The following is a 25,149-nucleotide window of genomic DNA, read 5'->3' as shown; positions in this document are numbered from 1 at the left end:
AGGCATTTGAGAACTACGAACGAAGAGGAGGTGAGTCCGACTGATGAAGGCCATATTGATTGACGATGAGAAGCCGGCGCTGCAGCATCTGGAGCGTATGCTCCTGAAGGATGGGCGTCTTACAATCACCGGGAAATTCACCTCGGCACGCCTGGGACTTGCGCATCTGGAACGGGAGAAGGCCGATATTGTATTCCTGGATATCGGGATGCCGGAGATGAACGGGCTGGAAGCAGGTGAATACATTGCCGGTATGGACCGGAACACCCGGATTGTCTATATTACCGCATACAGCGAGTATGCGATCGAAGCCTTTGAACTCAATGCAGCGGATTATTTGCTGAAGCCGGTGACCTCCCAGCGGTTAAGCAAGACCCTTGAGCGGCTGGAAGTCGGCAAGGAGAGCGCTGAAGTGAAGATGCCGCCTACACCGGCGTCTGCGGCGCCTGTCAAGGAGCTGTCAATCCTCTGCTTTCACCGGCTTGAATTCACAGACAGCACGGAGCCGGGGCGCAAAATGCAGTGGAGAACAAGCAAGGCGCAGGAGGTCTTCGCCCTGCTGCTGCATAACCGCGGCCAGTGGATACTCAAGGACACCATTGTGGATCTCGTCTGGCCTGATTTCAAGCCCGAGAAGGCCGTAACGAACCTGCATACCACGGTATACCATATCCGCAAGCTGCTGAAGGCTTGGAATATGGAGGTGCTCGTCGAATTCTCGCAGGAGCGGTACAGGCTGACCAAGGAGCAGGTGCTGCTGGATGTGGAGGAGTTCGAGCTGGGCTATGCCGGTACGCCTGTGGAGTCAGAAGAGGAATGGCTGCGCCGGGAAAAGATACTGAAGCTGTACCGTGGAGACTACCTGCAGGAGCATCATTACGACTGGGCAGAGATCCGGCGCAAGGAGCTGCAGGTCCGGTATATCCGCATGGCGCTGCATTCCGCCGAATATGAGCTGTCTTCCGGGCGGCCCCGGCTGGCACTGGAGAGGCTGTTAGATCTGCAGGCAGCCGATCCTTATTCCGACCAGCTCTGCAGGCTGATTCTGCGAAGTTACGCCGACCTGGGGGATTTCATCGGATTCAGGACACACTACGATAAATACAAGGAGCTCCTGGAGAATGAGCTGGGCATCCGCCCTGACCAGGTCATGGACAGCTGGGTCCAGAAGGTATTGTAAGCCCGTAGCCGGCCACTGCAAAACTGCTTGTTGTCATTATTATTTATATGCTGTGGTATACATATTCAAGGCTGCGGGAGTTGAAACGAAAGCGTAATGACAGCGTATCAGAAGCATACGAATATTCAAGAGGAGATGGAGTGGGAATGGATAACGGGTTGAAGGTCATCCTGTTCGAGAAGCTGCCTGAAGGCGACCTGCAAATGATTGAAGAGCGCGTCTGGAGCATGAATATGGTTACAGCACTGGAGCATGTCAATTATATTGTCGTTGGCGGACGTGAGTTCGAGGCGGTAGAGGGAAGACTAAATGTGGATGAAGGGAAGCTAGAGCTTCTGCTGGTTCCCATGCGTACGGAAGGTTAAGGATGAATACCAGGAAAGGAGGTCCCAAGTTGGCAAAAGACGAAAGTGCTAAAGAACCCGCGATCAGCAGGCTGTTCACGCCGGACGGCAAACCGGTCCGCGTATTATCCACCTCGCTCGGCATTGCGCTGCTGGCTAACGCTTTATTCATTCCGGGAGGCGCAGGCGCAAGCGGCACAGGCGGCGAGGAGCCTAAGCTGGTCTCCTGGTCTACCGAGGAGGTTAAGCAATATTTCGACAAGAATGTAGACTGGAGTATTCCATATCCGGAAGACCAGGAAGAGAAGGTCCAGGAAGGGCAGGGGGCTGTAACCTCCGGCGGCACGACAGTAATTAACAACTACGGCGGGTATAACTCAGGGTTCGGCTGGGATGATGTGCTTCTGTACCACATGCTTTTCAATAGCGGTTCGTTCTACTCTTCCAGAGGCTGGTACAATGACCGGCCTACTTATTATGGAGGTACACGCAATACCTATAAGCCGCCCTCCTATAATAGCGGACGATTCCAGAACAAGCCGGTGGCCGGCTCGGTGGTGAAGCCGAAGACCTCAACTTCATCCACCGGCTCCATTACCAGAAGGAATACCTCTTCCAAATCGGGTGGTATCGGCGGCACCTCCAGCGGGCTGGGTTCGAGCAAATCCAAATCCGGCTCTAAAAGCTCCGGCAAAAGCTCGGTGCGCTCCGGCAAGAGCGGGTTCGGCGGATGATCCGGGCGGAGCAGGCATTCGAGTATATAGACCAGTCTGGTCTGGAGCGTGCTCCACGTGTTGAGCGGCTGCATGAGCTGGGCTTCACCTGGGCCGATCTGGAGGACGAGGAATACTGGCTGGATGCGGTGGCTGTGATGCGCAGGGAGACCTATCAGGAATTGAAGGAAGCCGCCGCCGCGCTCTGGGCGATTCTGGATAAGGCCGTGCGTTATGTCCATCTCAGACATGATCTGTACGATCTCCTGGGGATTCCTCCGGTGCTGTGGCAGATGCTGGATGACTGCCCATTGCCGGAGCCGGGACTGATCAGCCGGTATGCCAGGTTCGATTTTGCCGTGGCAGGGGATGGTACGATCAAGCTGCTGGAGCTGAATGCGGATACTCCGACCGGCTATGTGGAAGCATCCATTGCTACGCCGTGGATCTGCGCGGAAGCAGGCGTCGGAAGCGCGAATGCGGCCATGAAGCAGCAGCTTGCCGCAGCCTGGAGCGTGGAGCGCCCCGACACGGTAGCCTGTGTGGATTATGGCAGCCATGAGGAGGACAGCGGAACGATTGAGGCTCTGGCCGCGCATAGCGGACTGGATGTCCGCTGTGTTGATTGCCTGGATTTGTCGATTGATGAGGGTGTGGTCAAGGACGGAGAGAACCGGATCATAGAGCGGATGTTCGCGCTGTATCCGAAGGAGTGGATGGCCGTAGATGAAGGCGGCGAGGCTCTGGCCTACGCCATTGAGAGCGGGAAGCTCCAGCTGTTCAACGGACCGCATAGCATCATCCTCCAGTCCAAGGGGCTGATGGCCGCTGTCTGGGGAATGTATGAGCTTGGCCTGCTGTTCACGGAGCCGGAACGCGAGGCAATCTCCCGGTACATCCTGCCGACGTACAATAAGGCGGTGTTCTCAGAGAGCTTTGTATCCAAATCTGTATTCGGCCGCGAAGGCGGATCGGTACGGATCTTTGATGACAGCGGCGCGCTTGAGATCGAGGACGAGGAGGGCTACGACAGCAGCCAGCTCTTCCCCGTGGTCTATCAGAAAAGGGCCGAAATGGCCCGGATCATGACGGCGGAGGGTGAGCTGCACCTGCTGACCGGCATGTTCGTCATTAACGGAACGCCCTGCGGGCTGCTTGGCCGGGCCGGGGGGCCGATTACAGGCAATGCCAGTCATTTTATCGCGCTAGGAGTGAGGGGGCTTGAAGATGTTCAAGGATAGAGAGGGGCATGCTGCCGGGCGCAGAGCCCGGGGCACCCTGCTGACTACAGTGCTGCTGCTGGCGGTTATGGTGCTGAGTGCATGCTCAGCGAACAGCGGCAGTGTATTTCATACCGGCACTGATACGTCGGATAGCGTATCGCGTGTACCCTGGGATTACCGGGTGGTGGAGGGCAAGGTTGGCGATCTGGTCGGCAGCGATATGACTATATTGCCGGATAATGAGCTGCTCCCGAACGACGGGAATTATGCTACAGGCGACACCGTCTGGACGCTCCAGTTCGTGGACGCCGAGCTGATAACGGACGCTGACCAGAAGAATGAGATCAAGCTGTCCGCCTGGACGACGCTTAAGTCTTACGCCGACCAGAAGGCGGCCACGGAGGATCTGGCTAATCTTAAGGTATCCATCACAACGGATGTGGACCTGGTTGGGGTGTACAAGACGGAATACCAGAGCAAGACCAGAAATTTCGCAGTGCTGGAGCTGCCTTCCGGCAACCGGATCAAGCAGCCGATTGACGACAAGCGCTATACCGCGCTGGAGAAGCAGAAGAAAGTCTCAGTGGTGCTGGAGGAAGTACATGATTTCGCCGACTATGATTCGGCCTATGCGAAATTTCGGGGGTGGGCTAAATGACGATCGTAATTAATCTGGTGGTTAGTATTCTGACCATTGTTCTGCTTCAGGTGCTGGGTATGGTGATCTTCGCGCTCATGACTCCATTCAAGGATATGGAGGAGCTGAAAAAGGGAAATATTGCGGTAGGCCTGGCGTTCGGCGGCAAGTTCCTGGCTACGGCGGTAATTCTAGGCGTGGCCGCTTACACCAATACCTCCATCTGGTTCATGATGCTCTGGTTCGCTGTGGGGTATGTCTGCCTGATCGCTTCTTACTGGATCTTCGAGCTGTTCACGCCCGGCTTCCGGATTTCAGAGCAGCTGGAGAAGGGAAATGTTGCGGTCGGCGTCATGCTCTGCATGGTGTTCATCGGGACGGCCTTCGCGGTCAGCAGTCTGATTATTTAGGTAGACTCGATTGGCAGGCGGGCGGCGGCTGTGCCCCGCAAGGGACTCGGCGCAGGCTGCTGCCCGCCGGCTCAATTCACCCGGGAGGCAGGGATGGGCATTGCATTTTCTAATCCAATTATCCGGCAAGCTGCTTCATCTCAAGAAGAAGTCCATTGCCTTTATTATTCTGGCCTTCATTCTTCTCAGCGCAACCATCGCCTTCCTGCTGGAGCCGGACACGTTTCATAGCTGGTTCAACGCCTTTTATTGGGTGATGACCACCATGGCTACCGTCGGGTATGGCGATTACTTTGCCGCTACCGTCACCGGCAAGGTGTTTACGATTTTCTTATATATCTTTGGCATCGGTCTGCTCAGTCTGGTGATCGGCAAGGTTGTTGAGGCCATGGGCGAGATGCAGCGCAGGAGAGGAGCCGGAACGTTGACCTTTCACGGACAACATCATGTCGTGCTGATTAATTGGAACCGCAAGACACAGGCGGCAGTAGATGAGATTCTGTGTTACGACAGGGAATGCAAAGTGGTCATTATCGATGAGAACGGACGGCATCCGCTGGAAGCCATGGAGCAGGTCCACTTCATCAGCGGCGATGCGGCAAGCGATGACATTCTGCTGAAGGCGAATATCGGGAGCGCCAGAGCAGCGATTGTGTTCAGCGACACCCGTATCGACGAAGCTTCCTTAAGCGACGGCAAGTCGCTGCTGATTGCTTCCAGCATTGAGCGGATTGCCCCGCAGGTACATACTACCGTAGAGATTATGCAGGAGAAGAACATTAAGAACTTCAAGCATGTGCAGGTGAACGAGTTCGTGCTCTCCCATGATGCGATCTCCAGACTGGCGGTGCGCTCTGCGCTGCAGGAGGGCAATTCTGAGGTGATCACCCAGCTGCTCAGCCGCGAGCACGGGGATGATATCTATGAGATTCCCCGCCGCAGCGGCTGGACAACCTATGGGGAGGCCTTTCAGGATCTGCTGCGCCAGGGGGCGACTCTGCTGTCCGACCGGGGTGACCTGGGCATTAACCGCAAGCTTGACCGGCCGATTCCGGCAGACGCCAGACTCTACATCGTCGCCGATGAGGCCACGTACCGGAGAATTAAAGAGAGCTAGAGATAATACCTAAGCATTCATAAGAGCTGTTCCGGTCGTTAAGACATGGAGCGGCTCTTTTTTTGGCGGAAAAGGAGAAATATGTGAAGGCGACACATAATGTTCGGACAAACAGTAAATAATGTGACAATAATTACCGTTATATTAGTATGGATCAATTGGTAGTTGTCATTTAAGGATGTGATCGATTGGAAAGCAGATATAGCAAGGCTGCTGTTCTGGGGATGTCGCTGCTCCTGCTAACCTCCTGCGGCGGCAATCAGGCCGGACCGGCGCCATCCTCTCCCGTCTATACTCCGGCGGTCTCTCCCGCAGGGACTACACGGCCGGATGAAGCGCCGCAGCTTGAGCCTACACTGGAACAGCAGGAATTATACCATTTCATAAATACGCAGCTTACAGGACCCGACGGGGTATATACGAATCTGAAGGAGACCTCTGAATCGGCAGAGGTGGCTACCGGTCATGAGATTCTGAGCGAGTCCGCTTCTCTCCTGATGGAGACTGCGGTCCGGACCCGCAATCAGGAGCTGTTCGACCGGCAGTGGAAGACGGCCCGCAGAATCTTCGATATGGAGGGCGGCTTCAGCTACCGCTACAGTCCCAGGCAGCAGAAGCGTTACCCCGTGAATGCAGCGGTGGATGACCTGCGGATGATCGGGGCGCTATATGAGGCGGGGCAGGCATTTAACCAGCCGGAATATACCAGAGAAGCCGATAAATATGGAGAACGTTTCTATAAAAACAACACTAAAAAAAGTTACATTTATGACATCTATGACAATTATTTGAAAGTGGTCAACGGATTCGTAACTTTGTGTTATATTGATCTGAGTGTATTGCAGAAATTGTCGATATCTAGCGAATTACAAGAGAAATTATTGAAGAATATGAGCGGTATTTTGGAGGAGGGATATTTGTCCGATTCTTTTCCATTCTATGAGACCCGCTTCGATTACAAGAGCGGACAGTACAGCTCTGAAGGCATCAACTCGGTAGAATCTCTGCTGACAATTCTTCATCTGGCAGAGATCGGCCGCGAGCGGCCGGCAAGCATCAGCTACATCAAAGCTCAGGTCGCAGCGGGAACCTTGTTCGGACAATATACACGTGAGGGCAAGCCGGCTAATGATATTCGTTCAACAGCGGTCTACGCGCTCACAGCCATGATTGGAGCTGTGTTGGAGGATGGTGAGCTCTATCAGTCCAGTATGGACCGGATGAATGAATTCAGGGTGACAGATCCTCTGAGTCCGCTATATGGCGGCTTCGGTGATCCTGCCTCCGGGCAGGCCTACTCTTTTGACAACCTGATGGCACTGCTGGCGTACTCCTATAAGGCTCCATAATATAACCAAAAAGGGGAATCGGAATGATAAACAACCTAGAGCTTACATCGACCCGGCCCGGTATCACGTTGGCTGGCTTTCGGATTACTCCGGCCTTTGCCGCCGCGTTCTGCGTGCTGCTGGTGACGGCTATTTCGCTGTTTACCTCCCCTTATATCGGCATGGCGGATAATGGAGACTTTTACCGGATTATCTATAGCAACGGCCTTTATTTCAATGCTCCGGACTATGACAGCCAGTACTTCGGCTATTTCGTGAAGCAGTTCGGAATCTTTCAATATTTCAACGAGAACAGCACGATGGTGGTCTCCTCCCAGTCTCTGTTCATCAAGCTGGCGATCTTCGTTAACAAGCTGTTTTTCAGCCGCGAGGTTTTCGATATCCGCTTCCAGGCTGCAATCTACACCGTGCTGTATGTTGCCGCAGTGTACTTGCTGGTTGAAGCGATCACGCTGAAAATGTCACTTAAGCGGGGGATGGCAGTCGCGGCGCTTGCGGTGTTCATTTTTGGGGATACAGGCTACACCAACTACTTCAGCTCCTTCTTCGGCGAGAGCCTGGTGATGGTGACTATGATTCTGGTGTTCGCCTCCTGGCTGCTGCTGTACCGGAAGAGATACAACGATTATGCCATGCTGGCGATCCTGCTGATCAGTACCCTGATCCTGACCACCTCCAAGCAGCAGAATGCTCCGGTGGGGATGGTCATTTCCCTGCTCTCGATTCCGCTGGTGCTGATCCGCCGGGACAAGCTGTTCCGCTGGGTGACACTGCTGTCGGCCGGTCTGATGATGTTCGCCGGAATTGCAACGTATCTTAATATCTCCAAAGAGTTCGTGAATATTAACCAGTATCATGCGATGACGCGCGGGGTGCTGATGGAATCCAAGAATCCGGAGACCGCGCTCGGGTCCTTCGGGATCAATGAACAGTACGCGATTCTCAAAGAGAATACGTACTATGACCAATACGGGACGGTGGATGTGAAATCCGAGCTGCTGGATAAAAATTTCTACAGCCGTTACGGCTTCGTCTCCATTCTGAAATATTATGCTTCTCACCCGAATGAGCTGGGCTCAATCCTGGATACGGCTGCTGAGAGTGCCTATAAAATTAAGCCGGCGGCTATGGGGAACTATGAGCTGTCCGCAGGCAAGGAGTTCCGGGCACAGAGTCATTTCTTCAGCTTGTACAGCACACTTAAGGAGAAGCTGGCCCCTCGTCCCTTCGCCTTCATTCTTCTCTGGATGGCCGTAACGATAGGGGTCTATATGCCATCGTTCGTCCGGTCCATCCGTACCCGGGATTTCCGGGGGATGCAGCGTCTGCTGGTGATTCTGGCAACGATGCTGGTCGGACTGTCGGGTATCGTAGTCTCCATTATCGGGGCGGGTGACGCGGATATTGCCAAGCATGAATTCCTGTTCACCCTGGCCTTCGACCTGATCATCTTCCAGACGGCTGCGAGCGTAATCGGCCGCGGAATCTCATCACGCAGATCGGTGCCGTCTGCGCCGTCTGCACGGCCGCTCAAGGAATATCCGGCACTGAATAAAGGGGTGGGCATGTGAGACGCAGAGGAATCGTCATTCTGCTGTTCATTGTATTGGCGGGCGATCTGCTGCCGTCTGCCGGTCCGGCATCCGCTGCCGCTTCTCCGGCTCCGGCGCAGCGGATTCTGCTGCTGTTCGACAGTCTGGCGAAGAATTCAGGCCAGCAGGGGAATGTGGCCGAGCTGCAACGGCTGCTTGCCGCCTACAGCGCACAGGTCACGCTGAAGCCTATTTCCTCTTATGAGCCGGGCGGCATGAAGGGCTATTCCGGCGTGATCACTGTGATTAACAATGATGAGCTTGAGATTACGAATCAAGCCTACCTTCAGGAAGCAGCCAAGTACAAGGGGGCTATGCTGCATGTTGGATATAGACCGCCTGCCCGGATGCAGCAGACGCTGCGGCTGAAGACCGGGGTATGGCATAAAGCGGGCGCAAGCCTCTCCATCGGCGGATTCACCGGCATTCCGCTGGAGGTCGAAGGGATGCCTTATATAACAGCTTCCGATGCTGGGCGTTCTTATGGAACGTGGTCCTCATCAGATGCGGGAGCACAGGTGCCGTTTGCGGTAAGCAGCGGCCGCTCCGCTTACCTGCCTTATCTGAAGCAGGGCGATTTCACAGCCATAGCTGCGGCCTATGTGCTGAAGGATTGGCTGCACTATACCGCACAGCCGCAGATGTATCTGGTCATCAAGGAGATCTATCCCTTCTCGGATCTGAATCTGCTGGAGCAGATGTCAGACCGCCTGTATAGAAGCGGTATTCCCTTCATCGCCAGTGTCCGTCCGGTATTCGCGAATACGGATTTCCCCGCTATGAAGCGGTATCTGGAGGCGCTCAGAGCTGTCCAGTCCCGCAACGGCAGCATCGTGGTCAATGCCCCTGCGGTCAGACCGCCGATTAATTCGAATGACCGGTCCCTGCGCGGGAAGATGAATCAGTTCATTAATGTGCTGGCGGAAGGGGGCGTGGCACCGCTCGGCGTTGCTGCCGAGAGCTACTGGACGTATGACAAGGAGTATTCGGCCGCAGGCATGGGGTTCTTCAATTCGGCGGTGCTCTTCCCGGACGGAGAGACCCATTATATGGAGCAGACAGACACCTCAGCGGCCTTCTCTTCTTCTCTGTACAGTCTGCCCCCGGCGCTGCTGCAGGGAGTTGGCAGAACAGGAAAGGCGATGCCGGAGCTTCCGCTGAATACGGCGGTGACGCTGGACCTGCCGGAGGATGAGCGCGGGCTGGAGGAACTTCTGCAGAATCTGAATGCGGAATGGTATACCTTCGCAGACTATAAGCAGGAGGCGCATACGGTCCGCACGGATAAGCACACTCTTGAATCTGCTGACGGGGTGATCCGCTTGGATGGCAACACACTGGATGTCGATTATACCCCGCAGAAGGTCGCCGTTGATTTCCAGTACAAGGAGAAGCAGGCGACAAGCTTCAACAGGCTGTTCAGCGTGCAGAATCAATTCTTCATCATCGTGATCCTGGCTGCGTTGCTCTTGTTCGGCGGCCTGCTCACTATCGGCTACAGAATGTACCGCAGGAAATATTTGAACAAGTAATCCGGGAAAAATATAGCGAGTTTAGGAGAATACTATGACGATCTCAGACGTGTTGATGGTGATCGCGGTCATCTGTATCTGGTCCCTGCTGCTGGTGAATGTGATGCTGATTATAGCGGGGTATCTGTACTACATTCAAACGGAAAACGAACCGGTGCCTGAGATTACCGGGGAGCATCCCATGGTGACGATTATGGTTCCTGCCCACAATGAGGGGGTCGTCATCAGCAAAACCGTGGAATCCTTGCTGGCACTGGATTACCCGCATGACCGGTATGAGATTATCGTCATCAATGATAATTCGTCAGACAACAGCGCTGAGCTGCTGGATGCTATCCAGCAGCGGAATCCGCAGCGCAAGCTGATCATTATCAATACGGACGCCGTCACAGGCGGCAAAGGGAAATCCAATGCGCTCAACATCGGCTTCACCCGCAGTAGCGGGGAGCTGATTGCGATCTATGATGCCGACAATACGCCGGAGCGCACGGCGCTGAAATACCTGGTGGCAGAGATTATGAATGATGCCTCCCTGGGGGCGGTTATCGGCAAGTTCAGAACCCGCAACCGGGATGCCAGCCTGCTGACCCGGTTCATTAATATCGAGACTCTATCCTTCCAGTGGATGGCGCAAGCAGGGCGCTGGAAGCTGTTCAAGCTCTGTACGATCCCGGGAACGAACTTCATTATGCGCCGGACCATTGTCGAGAGCATCGGCGGCTGGGATGTGAAGGCAATTGCCGAGGATACAGAGATCAGCTTCCGCATTTATATGATGGGCTACCGGATCAAGTTCCAGCCGAAGTCGGTCACCTGGGAGCAGGAGCCGCAGACGGTGAAGGTATGGTTCAAGCAGCGGACACGCTGGGCGAAGGGCAATATCTATGTCATTGTGAAGAACCTTCCGCTCCTCATCGACCGGAAGGCGGCGAAGATCCGCTTCGATATTCTGTATTATGTCTCGATCTACTTCCTCCTGCTGATCTCGCTGGTCACCTCGGATATTCTGCTCGTGCTGCATGCCATGGGGTATGTACATACCACCATCGCCGGGCTCAGCAGCTTCCTGTGGCTGCTCGCTATTGTGCTGTTCGTGGTGGGGATCTTCGTTACCCTGACCACAGAGAAGGGTGAGATGAGCCTGTCGAACCTGTGGATCATTCTGCTGATGTACGTCTCGTATTGCCAGCTCTGGATGGTAGTGGCCGCTTACGGGCTGTACAACTATTTCAAAGACGTTATCTTCAAACGGGAAGCCAAGTGGTACAAAACCGAGCGGTACTAGTGCGCCGGAGGTCCAGAAATAAGATGTCAGGAGATACGGAACATGATGAAAAAACAGATCCTAACAGTGCTGCTCTGCCTCTCCCTCTTCCTGGTTCAAATCCCTGCTGCACAGGCGGCGGTGCTTCCCGGTGAAGCGGGAGCAACGTATGAGACGCTGTTCACCAGCGATGTCTCGCTGAGGGGCTCCAGCTCCCAGCAGCAGTTCTTCACAGTCATGGATTACTGGAATGTGGATCAAGTGATGATCAATCTGCAATTCCAGACCTCACAGATCAGTGAGGATAAGCTGTCGAGCGTAACACTGTCGCTGAACGGCATTCCGTTCTATTCCTTCCGGCCGTCCCTGGACAATAACGGGCAGCAGAGCCTGAGTGTAGAGGCGCCCAAAGGCTTCCTGACGAAGGGCAGCAATACGCTGCGGATACAAGGGAGCTTAAGAACCACGACGGGCGGCTATGAACTGTGTAATATCGATGATATGCAGGACAGCTGGCTGCATCTGTTCAACACCTCGAACATTGCTGTGAATTATACACCGAAGCCCATTACTGGAGGCATTCAGGATTTCAGTGCCAGATTCTCAGGAATGGATACGGTAAAAAATGAACAAAGCCTGCTCGCCGTCCCGCAGAATGCCAGCGGGGCAGAACTGGAAAGTGCTACCTACGCCCTCTCGGGATTCGCCAAAGGCAACACGCTGAACGACAGAACCATTCCGCTGCTGCCTTATCGCGAAGATACCGTCAAGGACAAGAGTGCAGTAGTGCTGGTAGCTACGTATGATCATCTGCCGGAACGAATAAAGAAGCTGGTGAGTACGGCGGACGACCTCGGCACCCATGCGGTCATTCAGCTGGTGAACAAGGATTCCCTGCCTACACTGGTGGTGACCTCGAGGGACGAGAGCCTGCTGATCAAGGCCGGACGGCTGATGGCAAGCCGGGAGCTGATGAGCCAGCTCCGCAAGGATCTGAAGGTTGTTACTAATGCTACCGATGTAGTGAACCCTGCGCCGGCCATCAGCTCGAACATTACGTTCACGGAGACGGGGGACAAGCTCACCGGGCCCAACCATCAGGAGCAGACGTATTTCGTCTCTCTCCCGTCCAACCGCTCCATTGCGGATGACGGCAGAATCAGCCTGGATTTCCGGTATGCGGCGAATCTGGACTTTAACCGTTCCCTGGTGACGGTGAGCATCAATAATACGCCCATCGGCAGCAAGAAGCTGACGAAGGAGCTGGCCAACGGTGATGTGCTGAATCTGAATGTGCCGCAGAGTCTGAATATCTCCGGCAACTTCACCGTGACGGTGGCTTTCGATCTGGAGCTTGCGAGCATGCTCTGTACTCCGAACAAAGAGGAGATGCCGTGGGCTTATATCAGCAAGGAATCGCTCATGCGCCTGAACACGAAGGACCGCACCGACCTCCTGCTGAGCAATTACCCGTATCCGTTCCTGCGGGACGGCATCTTCAACCGTGTGGCGGTGGTGCTGCCGAAGGAGAGGGATGATTACACCTACAGGAGCCTCGGGAATGTCTTCAATATGCTCGGGCAGTTTGCCGGAGGAAATACCGGTGATGTCCACTTTTACAGCGATAACGCAGGAGCGGATAACCTGAAGGACAACAATATTATTGCGATCGGGAGCTATAAGAATAATAAGGTGATCCGTGACAACAACGGCAAGCTCTTTTTCAAGTATAACAAGGACGGGTCAACCCTCCTCTCCAATGAGAAAATCGCCCTCGACGAGCAGTACGGAGCCGCCATCGGCACGCTCCAGCTCCTGGAATCCCCTTACGAGAGCGGACGCGGCCTGCTTGCGGTCACTGCGGTCAGCTCTGAGAGCTACTTCGTAGTCTCCAAGCTGATCGGGAGCGAGAAGGACAGGTGGAGGGTGTACGGTGACGGCGTTGTGGCGGATAAGGACGGCACGGTGAATGCCTACCGCTTCAAGACGGTCTCCGGCGCTAAGCCGGACTCTCTGGTCTCGCGGGTGATGGAGCGCAGCGATGTACTGGGCTTCGTGACCGCAGCGGTGATGATCGTGACGCTGGTGGTCGTGGCGCTGATTCTGATGCTGCGCAAACATAAGAAGAAACGTGGTGATCAAGCGTGAGACGTAACCGCAGCAGTCTAACCTCGGATCTGGGCTTCCTGGCCTTTCTGGTTCTGATCTTCGCCTGCATCGTATATATCGCGGGCTCACCGGATAACTACGTCCAGAACATTATTATTCTGAATGTATCGTTCATCCTGGCGCTGGTCACGTATTTCACCACGGTCACGGCGGGACTGACGCTGAATCTGGCGTTTGTCTTCGGCTACGGCTTCTTCGTGGTCTATCAGACGGTATCGCAGGGCGCATCGATCGGTGTAGAGACGTATTTCTGGCTGGTTATGACCCCGCTGCTTACGGTGGTGCTGTGGGTCTTCACCTCAAGCACCCGTGAGCTGCAGGCGGAGAATGAACGGCTGCTGAAGCGCACGAATAATCTGGCTGCGGTGGATGAGAATACGGATCTGCGCAACAGTATTTCTTTTCAGAAGGACGCCAGCCTGTTCACCGGAATTTCGGTCCGTTATAAAATCCCGCTGACGCTGCTTGTGGTGAAGGTGAAGTACTGGAATGAAATCCGCCGCCTGATTCCGGAAGAGCAGCTGTCCGAAGCCATCTATGATGTCTCCCAGCTCAGCCAGTCGAGCATTCGTACCAATGATGCGCTGTATCTGCTGGACAAGGAGGATGCTACCTGGGGCCTTCTGCTCTTCACGGACCGGGAAGGGGCCAAGATTGTCATTGAGCGGATCAAACAGCGGCTGCAGGAGCTGAATGACTCAGAGTTCTCCGGCAAGTACAAGGTCACCCTGGGGCTGAAGATCGGTGCAGTGGAATATGCGGCGGACACCATCGAGAATCCGCTGGATTTCATCGTCCAGGCCAAAAAGGAACTGGAATACGATGTATAATGAGTGGGAGCAGGAAGTCCTGCAACCAATCTGACAGGAGGAATGGACGATGGATTTGGGTCTTGAGGGGACAGTCCCTGCTGATCGACGGCGGAATGGTGAAATCCCTCTAGGACAGGCTCTTGACTCAGCGGCTCATTTCACGTATGATAGTATGGCGTGTAAAAATCGGAAGATTTACGCATCTCCCTTTGTCTAACCGGATTTTTAAATAGACCAAGAGATGGCTTCAATAATTCTTCATAAGTTGTATCCGTATGGAAAGGAGGTTACTACAATGAAACAAGGCATACACCCTAAGTTCAACCAGGTTATTTTCTTCGATGCTAGCGTAGGCTACAAATTCCTTAGCTCATCCACCAAATCATCCGGTGAAACTATGGAATGGGAAGACGGCAACTCTTACCCGGTGATCCGTGTAGACTCCAGCTCTGCATCCCACCCGTTCTACACAGGTAAACAAAGAGATACCGAAACTGGCGGCCGCGTTGACAAGTTCAAACAACGTCTCGCTCAGAAGAAATAATGGTATTGCTATTGAGGATATTCCCGCATCCATGCAGATGGTGAAGGAGTATCCTCTTTTGTTTTGTCCGGAACCTTAGGTACCGGTAGTATTTTTTGGCAGAATGATTCATTTGTGCGAAAGAGTAGGATATAATAAGGCAAAGCAATCTCAAAAATAGGAGAAATATGACATGCCGTGGATGCAGGGTTATCCGTTTTACTTGGTAATGGGCAGCGTTCTAAGTCTCTACATGGGCATCGGTTCTTACAAGCACCGTCATACACCAGGAAGATGCTATTTATGGATATTGATGCTGCTGGTCAGCATGATCTTCGCGGCTACGGCCGGAGAGATTCTAACGGATTCCTTCGAGGCGAAGCTATGGTGGAAGAATGTGCAGCAGGGCCCGCTTTTTTTGAGTGCGATCTTCACTTATGCGGTTATTAAAGAGTATGTATCCCGTTCCTCTGAGGGTTTGTCCAAGAGGCTTATTTATTTTTGTATCCCGGTGGCGGTGGATGTGCTGCTGATCTTCACCGACTCTTACCATCATCTGATGCGCAGTGAGGTCGGACTGGCTACGGTGGCCGGTGTTACCGGAATCGTAGTGAAGCCCACGGTGCTCAGCATGATCCTCATCGCGTACGATCAGTTATTCGGACTGTATGCTGTATATCTGCTGGCCATCTCTCTCCTGAATGGGCCTAAGTATTATTTCCGCCATAATGCGCTGCTGTTATTCAGTCTGCTGGTCCCGGTCCTGTCGGTGTTCCTGCTTCCGCTGCTGCAGATTACGATTACAGGCTTCACGGCCTTCACTTACCTGCCGCCCATCGTGGCCGCTTACCTCACCTTGTTCCGCGATCCCAGACTGTCCTTATATCCGCTGGCTAAGAATAAAATCTTCGAGAATATGAAGGACGGCATCGTCCTGACAGACCGCTACGATTACATAATGGATGTCAATGAGGCGGCGGATGCTATGCTCTCCGAGCTGCTGGAGGAGAAGCCGGAGACCTGGATGGGCACAAGCATTCAGCCGCTGCTGAGGCAGCACGGGCAGCTGTCGGCCTGCTATGCGCAGCGGAGGGAGGGACAGTTCGAAATCGAGCCTCCCGGCCGGAGCGGGTCCTGTTATGGGGTTGCGCTCATTGCCACAGAGCAGGTCCGGGCGAAGAGTACGGGAATGCTGCTGGTCTTCAGTGATCTTAGCGAGAAGAAGAGGTATGAGCGGGAGCTGCTGCATCAGGCCACGGTGGACGATCTGACCGGGCTGTACAACCGCAGGCATTTCATGAGGCTGGTGCAGAGTTACTCCGCACAGATCGGCGCGGGCATGGCCTTGCTGCTATTCGACATCGATGATTTCAAATTAATTAATGATACATACGGACACATGGCCGGTGATCAGGCACTGGTGGATTTGTCGGGCAAGATTATGCAGGTATATCATGACAAAGGAATTGCCGGGCGCGTAGGCGGCGAAGAGTTCGCCGTCTGCTTCTTCGCCGGCAGCGAAGCCGCGGCCTTGAAGGAGGCGGAGAGCTTCCGCACCGCTATGGGCGAGCACATCGTGGAGCTGGACGGGGGGCATCACATCCAGCTTACGGTGAGCATCGGCATCGCTTTTACGGATCAGGCAGATGTGACCTTCGAGGACCTGTACCGCGAGGCGGACGAGGCGCTGTACCTGTCCAAGGCCACGGGGAAGAACCGGGTAACCTTAGGCCGTGAGCCTATGGTGCGTCAGGCAGCTAAGGGGTAGGCGTCAGCTTCAGGACCGCGCTGCTGCGGTCGTAATGCATCGCTACGCCTAGCTCGGAGCATAGCGCATCCAGCGGAACCAGGACCTTCCCGTTCCGCAGCTCCGGCGGAGTTCCGGTAAGGAGAACCTTCTTCCCATTCACGGTCAGAATCATCGGCGGCTCGAATTGCTTCAGCTGCTGGATGGACAGCTCTGGGGTTAGGGTCCGGTTCCCTTCATTGATTCGTGGAGCGTTCAGTGTGGTTCTGGAGCTCAGGCCCAGCCCGATATTGAATTTCAGACGGATACCGAGTGAATCGCAGACTTCCAGCAGCTTGTCGTTATAGGAGCCGTAAGGGAAAGCGATAGCCGAATCGGTATTGCCCAATTCTTCTTTCAGCCTGCGCTCTGCATGAGCCAGGTCCCCGGTTACTCTTCTGTAGTATTCTTCATTCAGTTCATTCCGGTTCTCATCATGAATGTACAGCAGGGAGCTCGCCGCCGGGCGGGTGCCGCCCTCTGCATCGACTTCGGCGTAATAATGCAGATTATACGTATGATTATAAAAGCCCATTCCGGCGCGCTTCATCTCCCGCATCTGCTCCCAGGTCAGCTTGGGCACCTGACGCTTACTAGTGTTGTCTACGTCAGAGACAATGATGAAGTTCACTGCGGTGTAGCCGTACTTTTGCAGAATGGGAAACGCCAGCTTGTAAAAGCTCTCATAGCCGTCATCGAACGTCAATAGAACTGCATTATCGGGAACCGGCGCGCGGTCCAGCATGAACTGCCGGTATTGCTTCATCGTGATGACATGGAAGCCCTCCTGCTTCAGGAGCTGCATCTGCTCATCGAACTGTGCGGCGGGTAATACGCCGGGATAGAGCGTTAACGGCGTTTCCGCCAGATGGTGATACATGAGTACCGCCACATGATCCTTATAGTACACCCCCTTGGGGAGCGGAGCCTCCTTTTCCCAGCCAATACGCGCATTAAGAATACGTTCAGCGAGGTCTTTATCCACCATCAGCTTATGATCCGCTGTCAGTGCATAGGCATCTGTCTTGAATTCGACTCCATCAAGGCCGGTAATGCTCAGCTTGGTCATTGCTTTATGTCTAAAAGGCACAGGCAGGAAGACCACCACCAGCAGCAGCAGGATGAGGATATAACGTGTTTGCGGTTTGTGCAGGTTCAGTTTCAATGTCCGATTCTCCCCATCTCTCGAATATTAAGATAATAATAAACCTATAACGTCTGCCAAGACAAAAATGTGACAGGATCTTAACTAAGCGGTGTGGTTTTTGTAAGGTCTGTGGTGGTAATTAGAAATATAGTAATATCAATATATTAACAATTTGCCGATTAGCAGATACTGGGGGGCGGCTATGGAGGATTTCAGAGATCGGATGAGGGCTGTGCAGCAGCAGCAGGACGGGCTTTTGAAGGAATACCAGTCTTTGATTGAAGAATACGAGAGTAATGATCTCGTCCGCGAGAACGAAGTGTTAAGAAGGGAAAATGGGGCAAACAGGCAGAGCCTGGCGGAGCTGAAGGCGCAGGCCGCGAGGCTTGAGCGCGACAACTCGGAGCTGCGGACTGCGCTGGCGGAGCAGATTCTGGATGAGAAGCTGGGCATTCTCCGGGTATCGCGGCAGAAGCTGCAGACTTATTTTTCCTCACGGGATCATGCGTACCTCGACCGGCTTACGTCCTTCGAGCAGGACGCCAAGCGGCGGATAGAGGAGATGTACAGTATCGGGGCCCGCGAGCTGGGCCAGGAGAAGACCCAGATCACTTATATATTGGATGAGGTGCAGGCGAAGCTGAATGAGAGTATCCTGCTGCGCAGGCAATGGCAGCGGGAAGCAGAGCGTTCGCTCAGGGGGACGATGGACAGCGGGCTGGATGATTTGGCTGCTGAAGGGGTTGACGAGGAGACCCTGCTGCGCCGCCGCAAGCAGAACCGGATCGAAATGAAGATTGGCCTGAATTGGATCAACCGCCTGGGGATTCTGCTGCTGATCCTGGCAGTGGGCGCCGGGTTCAGATACACCTACTCCACCTGGTTCAATGATTATATGAAGGGCAGTGCCTTCTTCCTGCTGGGGGCAGTCATGCTGGCGGGCGGGGAGTGGCTGTTCCGCAAGGGGCGGGGAGCCTTCGCACTGGGGCTGATTGGCGGCGGGGTGTCGGTGCTGTACGGCTCGATATTTTACAGTTATTTTCTGCTGGAGATTATCGGGTTATGGGCCGGGATCGGCCTGTCGGTGCTGGTCACGCTGTCCGCTGTGCTGCTGTCGCTGCGCTATGAGTCACGGACGATCTGTTCTATGGGGCTTGTAGGGGGTTATCTGCCGCTCTTCTCTTATATGGGAGCCTTCGGGCTGGAGGGCAGTGCAGTGTATGCGGCGATGGGGTATCTGTTTGTGCTGAACCTGCTGATTCTGCTGATCTCTCTGCGCAAGCGCTGGGTGGTGGTCAATTACATCAGCTTCCTGTTCAACACGCCGTCTATCCTGGTGCTGATTTATCTGGCAGACAGCTACGCTGCGGGCATTCTCTGCACTGTGCTGACCTTCGCCATGTATCTGGGGATTACACTCTGGTATCCGTTCAAGTTCAAGACGAAGCTTACCTGGCTGGACTTCGGCCTGCTGGGCTGTAACACGCTCGTTAGCTGCATGACACTGTATCTTCTGTTCCTGAATGCCGGGCTGGATGATTTTACAGGCGCGCTGGCGCTGGCCTTCTGCCTGATGTATCTGGGGCTTGGTGTCCTTCTGGAGAAACAGATGCCGCAGGAACGCGAGAGCCGTCTGCTGTTCTATGTCACCTCACTGACCTTCGCCATTCTGATGATTCCGTTCCAGCTGGGAGCGGCCTGGTGGTCCATCGGCTGGCTGGTGGAAGGCGTGGCGCTTACGGTCTACGGACATCTGTACCGCTTCAAAATGGTAGAACGTGCAGGCTGGGGCATCCTTTCCCTCTGTCTGCTAACCTTCTTCGGATTCGACGTTCTGCTGCAGCTCTCGGATTATCATGCGGTAATCTACTACACGAACTCCTATTTCGATCTGAAGTATACATTTATTACCGCGGGTATGGTGATTGTAGCCTTATTGTATGCCATCCGTTATTCGAATCAGGAGACGCTGCTCCGCAGCACGCCTGCGGAGGTGCAGGCTACCGTCTGGTTCAAATATGCGGCTATCGTTAATTTCTACGGGTATGTGGTGTATGAAGCATTGCGCCTGTATGACTGGATGGTGCCGGGGGATATGGCGCACAATGCCTTTTACAAGCTGCTGCTGGCAGGTCTGCTTACCTCTGGACTCGCTTATGCGCTGCCGAAGGTGAACGTTCTGTATGACAAGGTGGTCGGCATCATAGTACTGGTGCTGCACGGGATCGCCTATGCGGTCTGTATCGGCATCACGTTCGGTCTGCCCAGTCTTCCGGAAGGATGGTCCGGCAGCACTGCCGCAGATGTTGTGGCGCTGGGTCTGCTTGTTCTGTTCAATGTGTTCGTGTGGTTCAGCAGTGCAAGGCTGTTGCGGACAACGCTGCTGCGCGATTACAAGAATATAGAGCTGTACCCGGTAGCTATGGGCATCTATCTGCTGGTGATGGTTACGGCGTTCCTGGGGGTGCAGATGCAGGTGCGTGACGGCGGGCTGGCCTTCAGTCTGCTCTATCTGCTGCTGGCTGTGATGTTCATTATGTATGGCTTCTGGAAAAGATACCTGTATATCCGCCGCTTCGGACTGGCGCTATCCCTGCTGGCAACCGGCAAGCTGCTGCTCTATGATTTGACCCTGCTGAACACCGGCAGCAAGATCATCGCGTACTTCAGCTTCGGACTCTGCCTGCTGGGAATATCCTACCTCTACCAGCGGATATCGGTCAGAATGGAGGAAGCTTATGCACTCGAAGAGAAAGACAGGACAGAGAGCTAGAGTGGCGGCTGTGCTGCTCGCTGTATTGGGCGGACTCTTGCTGGGTCCCGCCGCTTTCCCGCCGCACAGTGCAGCAGCGGCATCCGGCGAAGCGGAGAAGACGGGCGGCGGACAATGGAAGTTCTCACGCGAAATCTCCGTCCCGGAGACGGCTCCTTACTATGAATTGTACTTGGATGAAGCGGTGTACCGCTCGGCGGCAGAGGACTTGCGCGATCTGCGTATACAGGACAGCACCGGCGCTCCGGTTCCCTATTATATGGAGAGCGGAGCGGAGACGGTGAAGGAGCATAGCGCGATCTATGCCTCGGAATTGATCCACAAGGCAGTGAAAGGGACGGATACCCTGCTGGATTATCAGATTAAGCCGCTTACCGAGCATGCCGATATTCAGGGGAACCGCCTGGTGTTCGAATTGCCCGCAGAATCCTTCCTGAAGCATGTGGAGGTGTGGGGCGGCTATGACGGGCAGGCCTGGGAGCAGCTTGGTACAGGGGATCTGTATGCCACGAACGGGTTGAGTGCGGACAGCATTACGCTGGAGCGCAGCTACAAGTTCGGCTATTACCGGCTTGTAGTGAAGAACAACCCGGAGGGGCTGGAGTTCCCCGGCCTGACGCTGGTGGACAGCAGCCGGGAGTGGAGCACGGCTGCATTCATGCGGCAGAAGACACCGCAGACGGAGATTACGCAGGTGGAGAACCGTACCGAGATCATAATAAGCAACACGGACCGGCTGAAGATTGGGAAGGTGATGCTCGGCAGCACCGGGAATTTCCTGCGGCGCTATGAGGTGTATGACAGCGCCGGGAGCAAGCTCCCGGTCACCGGAAGCGGGGAGCTGTACCGGCTGGATTTCAAGGATACCCAGATCTCCCGGACAGAGATTCAGCCGGTTACGCCAGCCTCTTCTGATTCCCTGCGGGTGGTTATCTACAATCTGGACGATGCCCCCATCTCCATCACGGACCTTAAGATCGAATATCTGGTAGACCGGCTTGTATTTGCGGGAGGGGAGAAGACGCCGTATTCCTTGCGCTATGGCAACACGCTGGCAACCGCTCCGCAGTATGATATTATTAATTTCAAAGACCGGATCAGCGGGGAGAAGCTTGTGCAGGCTGCGCTTGGCGCAGAGACCCGGGTACCGGTAACGGCAGCAGAGCCGCCCGGCACAAGCTGGTGGCTTCAGGGCCGCTGGGGCTTCAATGCCATTATTATTGTGGTCTCGCTATTGCTTATTCTTATCGTAGCCCGCAAGCTGGGCCAGGCGAAATAGGAGATGCGGCACAAGTCCGCAGAAAGAAGGATTACTGCATGACCCTGATTACCATTTGCGTTATACTGCTCCTGCTTATTGCTGCTGCGTATCTTATCATGACTGTCTATCCGGCGTTCGGGCGCAGGGCCGGGGAGCAGGAGAGGGCCCGTAACCTCGGCTCCGCCCATTACAGCAAGGGCAAATTTGCTTATCCGCAGACTGCGGAACTGAGCGGTGACAAGGCTGGAAGCAGCGGACTCTCCATTCTGAAGGACTTCATTAAGGGTAACCCCCACTCCCGACCTGCCGAGCCTCTTCAGCCGCAGCCGCTGTTGCCGTCCTCTATAGGAGCAGGACGCGACACCCGGGTTACCTGGTTCGGGCATTCAGCGGTGCTTCTGGAGATGGACGGTTTGACCCTGTTCCTCGACCCTATGCTGGGCCGTGCCCCATCCCCGTTTCCGTTCATCGGCGGCCGCCGCTACAGCAAGCAGCTTCCGCTGGAGGCTGCCCTCCTGCCGCAGCTGGATGCGGTTCTGCTCTCCCATGATCATTATGATCATCTGGACTATGGAACCATCCGCCAGCTGAAGGATAAGGTAGGACTGTTCATTGTACCGCTGGGTGTCGGCGCTCATCTGCGCCGCTGGGGGGTGGCCGCAGAGAAGATCCGCGAGCAGGACTGGGGAGATACGCTTACCTATGAGGGGATAACCTTCACCTGCGCTCCGGCGCGGCATTTCTCGGGGCGGAGTCTGCTGGACCGCAATACCACGCTGTGGTGCTCCTGGATTATTCAAGGGGAGAAGACCAAGGTCTTCTTCAGCGGAGACAGCGGGTATGGTCCGCATTTTGCCGAGATCGGACGTACTCATGGACCCTTCGATCTTACGCTGATGGAATGCGGCCAATATGATCCGCGCTGGGCGGATATCCATATGCTGCCGGAACAGACTGTTGAGGCGCACATCGATGTGCAGGGAGGTCTGCTGATCCCCATCCATTGGGGTGCATTCACCCTGTCGATGCATGACTGGACTGATCCGGCAGAACGGATCTCGGCTGCTGCGGCGCTGAGAGGGGTACGGCTGGCCACGCCGAGAATCGGGGAGACTGTAACCGCGGGGGCCGCCGGATATCCGGTTCTTCCTTGGTGGAGATGAGGCTGCCCGCCTGAAGTGGACTTGTGGTACAATCAGGGTTCATATATACCAAGGAGCTGACGAACGAAGATGAGCAATGAAGTGAACGAGCAGGAACTGGTGGAGGTATTGTCTGCACAGACGAAGGTGGATCCGGCCGTTATCCGGCTGGTGCTGAAGCATGAGCAGACGTTCATTAATAAGGCCAAGGCCAATGCCAAAGGCGAGGTTGATATCGATAATGATGATCTGGTTGACTATGTGACTGCGCAGCGCGATGTGAAGCTGGACGAGCTGACGGTGGAGACCATTCTGGATGCGGAAATGGATTACCTGATGGACAAGGGACTGGCCGGATATATCGACTGAAGCCTTAGCCGGTGGTGCGCGGCTGATCCCCCAAAGCCGTGCCCCTGGCAAAGGTTCTCTAAAATTTAAAATTTATTTTGTGTTATTGGCAGTAACCCTTTGCATTTGGGAAAATAGTGTGCTACAATGAAGTTAATCATAAATTTAACCCTTAATTCACATATTGTAAAAGGTTAGCATTTGTGTATGAAGCCTTTTCCAATGTGTGAATTTTTATTTGTTCGTACAATACGTAGGAATAAAAGGACATGTGTTAAATAAACTTTGGAGGTAATATCATGCAAACAGGTACAGTAAAATGGTTCAACGCAGACAAAGGTTTCGGTTTTATCGAGGTTGAAGGCGGAAGCGACGTATTCGTACACTTCTCCGCAATCACTGGCGAAGGCTTCAAGTCTTTGGACGAAGGCCAACGCGTTGAGTTCAACGTAACTCAAGGCGCTCGTGGACCACAGGCTGAGAACGTTGTAAAACTGTAATTCCACAAATAAGCTGCCCTTAACACCAGTTGAGGGTAGTTTTTTTTATGACCATGTAGTAGAGAACAAGCTTCCGTTCTGCCATAACAGTCCGTTGGACGCACTAACCAAGCTATTAGGAGGGGTACTTATGTATTTTCGTAAAAAAGCAATGGTAGATCTTCCGCAGGAAGAGACGGCTATCTGGTCCTGCACCAAGGAAGAATGCACCGGATGGATACGCGACAACTTTGCCTTTCAACATGTGCCTACCTGCTGGCAATGTAATTCGCCCATGACCCGGAGCATGAAGATGCTGCCTACGCTCGTTAATAAGAATTTGGACGCGAAGGCTATTAAGAAGAGTGTGACTATCCACTAAGGCTGTCGCTCTTTGACCGGTTTATACGAAATTAGAGGAGAGTAACCCTATACCGCTGTCCGTTTCTTGCCCGCAATGGGCTATTTTTTTTGGATTTTTACCTCTATATAAAAGGCATTTAAAGTTTGAACTCGAAGCTTGGTCGTCACTGCGGTGAACATTTGGACTTCCGGCCGCTGTTGTCACCAGATTTCTTGATTTTAACCGCTAATCGCGGTGGAAATCCGGTGACAAAGGCGGACGCTATCGCTCCTACAGTTCCAAATTTCCCCTCCGTTTTTTTTTTGCTTTTCGTTAATTTCTTTAGTACCTCTTTTATAAAACGGTACTATCCATGAAAAAGACGGCAAAGCCATTCTTAAACGCCGGCGGATCAGCGGGTTGACAATAATGGATAATACAGGGATGATGGAGCTATGAGAAAATATTTTCTGCTCCTGACGTTACTTGCGGTTGCCTTAAATGCAGCGGGGATTTTTTATCATAAGCCTATGCTTAACATTATCGCGATTGGTCTGATTCTGATCTTGATTCCGCTGGATATTTATCTGGAGCCGACCCGCCGACAAGGTGATAAGCTACTGCATCGGCGCGGTATTGCTGGCTCTGCTGTGGGCGGCCCTGCATTTCGAATGGATCACTCCGTTAATGTTCATCTAAGTAGTCTTCTGTGTAAGCCCTTAGGGCAGCTCCTCGAACCGGGAGAACTGTGCTAAGGGTTTTTTGTTGAAATATAATTTATAGGTTTCGCACTGCTTACAAAGGATGGCGAGGTGGCGGCGCGCAGGCGTATGGGCCAAATGTATACGGAAAACAGCATACATTGTGGCGGCGCGCAGGCGTATGGGCCGAATGTATACGGAAAACAGCATACATTGTGGCGGCGCGGATGGCGTAAAGTAAGTTGTGTACCAAGATTTGGAGCCTAGTCAGGCACCAAAAAAGTAGGGTATCCTCGGGATTGCG

Annotated in this window: 23 protein-coding genes; 22 read left to right on the top strand and 1 reads right to left on the bottom strand. The window is 54.0% G+C overall.

Translation table 11 applies throughout. The features are described 5' to 3' along the window. The first annotated feature begins 43 nt into the window (after positions 1-43). The 15 genes from C173_RS04120 (at position 44) to C173_RS04050 (ending at position 16,633) form a co-directional block, all read left to right on the top strand. Positions 44-1,180, top strand: coding sequence for a response regulator (locus C173_RS04120; RefSeq protein WP_036722741.1), 1,137 nt, complete (start codon positions 44-46; stop codon positions 1,178-1,180). A 146-nt stretch (positions 1,181-1,326) separates the two neighbouring features. After that, positions 1,327-1,545, top strand: coding sequence for a hypothetical protein (locus C173_RS04115; RefSeq protein WP_036691939.1), 219 nt, complete (start codon positions 1,327-1,329; stop codon positions 1,543-1,545). Positions 1,546-1,574: 29 nt separating this feature from the next. Beyond that, positions 1,575-2,258, top strand: a complete 684-nt coding sequence (locus tag C173_RS04110; RefSeq protein WP_036722739.1) for a hypothetical protein — start codon at positions 1,575-1,577, stop codon at positions 2,256-2,258. After that, positions 2,255-3,478: a glutathionylspermidine synthase family protein gene (locus tag C173_RS04105; protein WP_036722738.1), complete on the top strand. Its 1,224-nt coding sequence runs from the start codon at positions 2,255-2,257 to the stop codon at positions 3,476-3,478. Before C173_RS04110 ends, C173_RS04105 begins: the two co-directional genes overlap by 4 nt. Further along, complete coding sequence (locus tag C173_RS04100) at positions 3,465-4,118, top strand: hypothetical protein (protein WP_036722736.1); 654 nt, start codon at positions 3,465-3,467, stop codon at positions 4,116-4,118. Before C173_RS04105 ends, C173_RS04100 begins: the two co-directional genes overlap by 14 nt. Continuing rightward, on the top strand, positions 4,115-4,507 hold the full coding sequence (locus C173_RS04095; protein WP_036722734.1) for a DUF350 domain-containing protein: 393 nt from the start codon (positions 4,115-4,117) through the stop codon (positions 4,505-4,507). Before C173_RS04100 ends, C173_RS04095 begins: the two co-directional genes overlap by 4 nt. A gap of 100 nt (positions 4,508-4,607) precedes the next feature. Beyond that, positions 4,608-5,624: a potassium channel family protein gene (locus C173_RS04090; RefSeq protein ID WP_036722733.1), complete on the top strand. Its 1,017-nt coding sequence runs from the start codon at positions 4,608-4,610 to the stop codon at positions 5,622-5,624. 188 nt (positions 5,625-5,812) lie between these two features. Beyond that, a complete protein-coding gene (locus C173_RS04085; RefSeq protein ID WP_036722732.1) occupies positions 5,813-6,973 on the top strand; it encodes a hypothetical protein in 1,161 nt (386 codons plus the stop codon). A 23-nt stretch (positions 6,974-6,996) separates the two neighbouring features. Beyond that, entirely contained in the window at positions 6,997-8,544 is a 1,548-nt protein-coding gene (wsfD, locus tag C173_RS04080) for a glycan biosynthesis hexose transferase WsfD (RefSeq protein ID WP_051477811.1), read from the top strand. Next, the gene (locus C173_RS04075; protein WP_036722731.1) at positions 8,541-10,097 is read left to right on the top strand and encodes a hypothetical protein; all 1,557 of its coding nucleotides are present in this window, start codon (positions 8,541-8,543) and stop codon (positions 10,095-10,097) included. The genes wsfD and C173_RS04075 overlap by 4 nt, the downstream gene beginning before the upstream one ends. 34 nt (positions 10,098-10,131) lie before the next feature. Beyond that, positions 10,132-11,382 carry a glycosyltransferase family 2 protein gene (locus C173_RS04070; RefSeq protein ID WP_036722729.1) on the top strand — a complete coding sequence of 417 codons (1,251 nt, stop codon included), beginning with the start codon at positions 10,132-10,134 and terminating at the stop codon, positions 11,380-11,382. Positions 11,383-11,424: 42 nt separating this feature from the next. Next, positions 11,425-13,509 carry a cellulose biosynthesis cyclic di-GMP-binding regulatory protein BcsB gene (locus C173_RS04065; RefSeq protein ID WP_051477810.1) on the top strand — a complete coding sequence of 695 codons (2,085 nt, stop codon included), beginning with the start codon at positions 11,425-11,427 and terminating at the stop codon, positions 13,507-13,509. Next, entirely contained in the window at positions 13,506-14,360 is an 855-nt protein-coding gene (locus tag C173_RS04060) for a diguanylate cyclase domain-containing protein (protein ID WP_036722728.1), read from the top strand. The genes C173_RS04065 and C173_RS04060 overlap by 4 nt, the downstream gene beginning before the upstream one ends. Before the next feature lie 277 nt (positions 14,361-14,637). Further along, complete coding sequence (locus C173_RS04055; RefSeq protein ID WP_036722727.1) at positions 14,638-14,886, top strand: type B 50S ribosomal protein L31; 249 nt, start codon at positions 14,638-14,640, stop codon at positions 14,884-14,886. 172 nt (positions 14,887-15,058) lie between these two features. Further along, entirely contained in the window at positions 15,059-16,633 is a 1,575-nt protein-coding gene (locus tag C173_RS04050) for a sensor domain-containing diguanylate cyclase (RefSeq protein ID WP_036722726.1), read from the top strand. Here the strand turns inward: C173_RS04050 and C173_RS04045 are convergent. Beyond that, positions 16,623-17,816, bottom strand: coding sequence for a polysaccharide deacetylase family protein (locus C173_RS04045; protein ID WP_081751002.1), 1,194 nt, complete (start codon positions 17,814-17,816; stop codon positions 16,623-16,625). The genes C173_RS04050 and C173_RS04045 overlap by 11 nt on opposite strands. Positions 17,817-18,000: 184 nt before the next feature. Between C173_RS04045 and C173_RS04040 the strand changes: the two genes are divergently transcribed. From C173_RS04040 to C173_RS04010, 7 genes are all read left to right on the top strand, one after another. Next, positions 18,001-20,571, top strand: a complete 2,571-nt coding sequence (locus C173_RS04040; protein ID WP_036722725.1) for a DUF2339 domain-containing protein — start codon at positions 18,001-18,003, stop codon at positions 20,569-20,571. After that, positions 20,537-21,850 carry a DUF3999 family protein gene (locus tag C173_RS04035; protein WP_036722724.1) on the top strand — a complete coding sequence of 438 codons (1,314 nt, stop codon included), beginning with the start codon at positions 20,537-20,539 and terminating at the stop codon, positions 21,848-21,850. The genes C173_RS04040 and C173_RS04035 overlap by 35 nt, the downstream gene beginning before the upstream one ends. A gap of 38 nt (positions 21,851-21,888) precedes the next feature. Then, positions 21,889-22,995 (top strand): MBL fold metallo-hydrolase, encoded by a 1,107-nt coding sequence (locus C173_RS04030; RefSeq protein WP_036722722.1) that lies wholly within the window; start codon positions 21,889-21,891, stop codon positions 22,993-22,995. A 69-nt stretch (positions 22,996-23,064) separates the two neighbouring features. Continuing rightward, entirely contained in the window at positions 23,065-23,343 is a 279-nt protein-coding gene (locus C173_RS04025; RefSeq protein ID WP_036722720.1) for a hypothetical protein, read from the top strand. Between the two features lie 278 nt (positions 23,344-23,621). Further along, the gene (locus C173_RS04020; RefSeq protein ID WP_036722718.1) at positions 23,622-23,822 is read left to right on the top strand and encodes a cold-shock protein; all 201 of its coding nucleotides are present in this window, start codon (positions 23,622-23,624) and stop codon (positions 23,820-23,822) included. Positions 23,823-23,952: 130 nt separating this feature from the next. Next, positions 23,953-24,183, top strand: a complete 231-nt coding sequence (locus C173_RS04015) for a cold-shock protein (RefSeq protein ID WP_036722714.1) — start codon at positions 23,953-23,955, stop codon at positions 24,181-24,183. Positions 24,184-24,599: 416 nt separating this feature from the next. Then, positions 24,600-24,899 (top strand): hypothetical protein, encoded by a 300-nt coding sequence (locus C173_RS04010; RefSeq protein WP_036722712.1) that lies wholly within the window; start codon positions 24,600-24,602, stop codon positions 24,897-24,899. The last annotated feature ends 250 nt before the right edge of the window (positions 24,900-25,149 follow it).

Origin of the sequence: Paenibacillus sp. FSL R7-277, assembly GCF_000517965.1 — a bacterium.
GTDB classification, from domain to species: Bacteria; Bacillota; Bacilli; order Paenibacillales; family Paenibacillaceae; genus Paenibacillus_AQ; species Paenibacillus_AQ silagei.
This window is presented reverse-complemented; position numbering and strand designations above follow the sequence as displayed.

Bases quoted from the DNA above. Each gene is read 5' to 3' on its own strand.
- C173_RS04015 (WP_036722714.1), top strand. From the start codon at position 23,953: ATGTATTTTCGTAAAAAAGCAATGGTAGATCTTCCGCAGGAAGAGACG.
- C173_RS04050 (WP_036722726.1), top strand. From the start codon at position 15,059: ATGCCGTGGATGCAGGGTTATCCGTTTTACTTGGTAATGGGCAGCGTT.
- C173_RS04035 (WP_036722724.1), top strand. From the start codon at position 20,537: ATGCACTCGAAGAGAAAGACAGGACAGAGAGCTAGAGTGGCGGCTGTG.
- C173_RS04095 (WP_036722734.1), top strand. From the start codon at position 4,115: ATGACGATCGTAATTAATCTGGTGGTTAGTATTCTGACCATTGTTCTG.
- wsfD (WP_051477811.1), top strand. From the start codon at position 6,997: ATGATAAACAACCTAGAGCTTACATCGACCCGGCCCGGTATCACGTTG.
- C173_RS04025 (WP_036722720.1), top strand. From the start codon at position 23,065: ATGAGCAATGAAGTGAACGAGCAGGAACTGGTGGAGGTATTGTCTGCA.
- C173_RS04070 (WP_036722729.1), top strand. From the start codon at position 10,132: ATGACGATCTCAGACGTGTTGATGGTGATCGCGGTCATCTGTATCTGG.
- C173_RS04040 (WP_036722725.1), top strand. From the start codon at position 18,001: ATGGAGGATTTCAGAGATCGGATGAGGGCTGTGCAGCAGCAGCAGGAC.
- C173_RS04010 (WP_036722712.1), top strand. From the start codon at position 24,600: ATGAGAAAATATTTTCTGCTCCTGACGTTACTTGCGGTTGCCTTAAAT.
- C173_RS04020 (WP_036722718.1), top strand. From the start codon at position 23,622: ATGCAAACAGGTACAGTAAAATGGTTCAACGCAGACAAAGGTTTCGGT.
- C173_RS04100 (WP_036722736.1), top strand. From the start codon at position 3,465: ATGTTCAAGGATAGAGAGGGGCATGCTGCCGGGCGCAGAGCCCGGGGC.
- C173_RS04065 (WP_051477810.1), top strand. From the start codon at position 11,425: ATGATGAAAAAACAGATCCTAACAGTGCTGCTCTGCCTCTCCCTCTTC.
- C173_RS04115 (WP_036691939.1), top strand. From the start codon at position 1,327: ATGGATAACGGGTTGAAGGTCATCCTGTTCGAGAAGCTGCCTGAAGGC.
- C173_RS04030 (WP_036722722.1), top strand. From the start codon at position 21,889: ATGACCCTGATTACCATTTGCGTTATACTGCTCCTGCTTATTGCTGCT.
- C173_RS04055 (WP_036722727.1), top strand. From the start codon at position 14,638: ATGAAACAAGGCATACACCCTAAGTTCAACCAGGTTATTTTCTTCGAT.
- C173_RS04120 (WP_036722741.1), top strand. From the start codon at position 44: ATGAAGGCCATATTGATTGACGATGAGAAGCCGGCGCTGCAGCATCTG.
- C173_RS04105 (WP_036722738.1), top strand. From the start codon at position 2,255: ATGATCCGGGCGGAGCAGGCATTCGAGTATATAGACCAGTCTGGTCTG.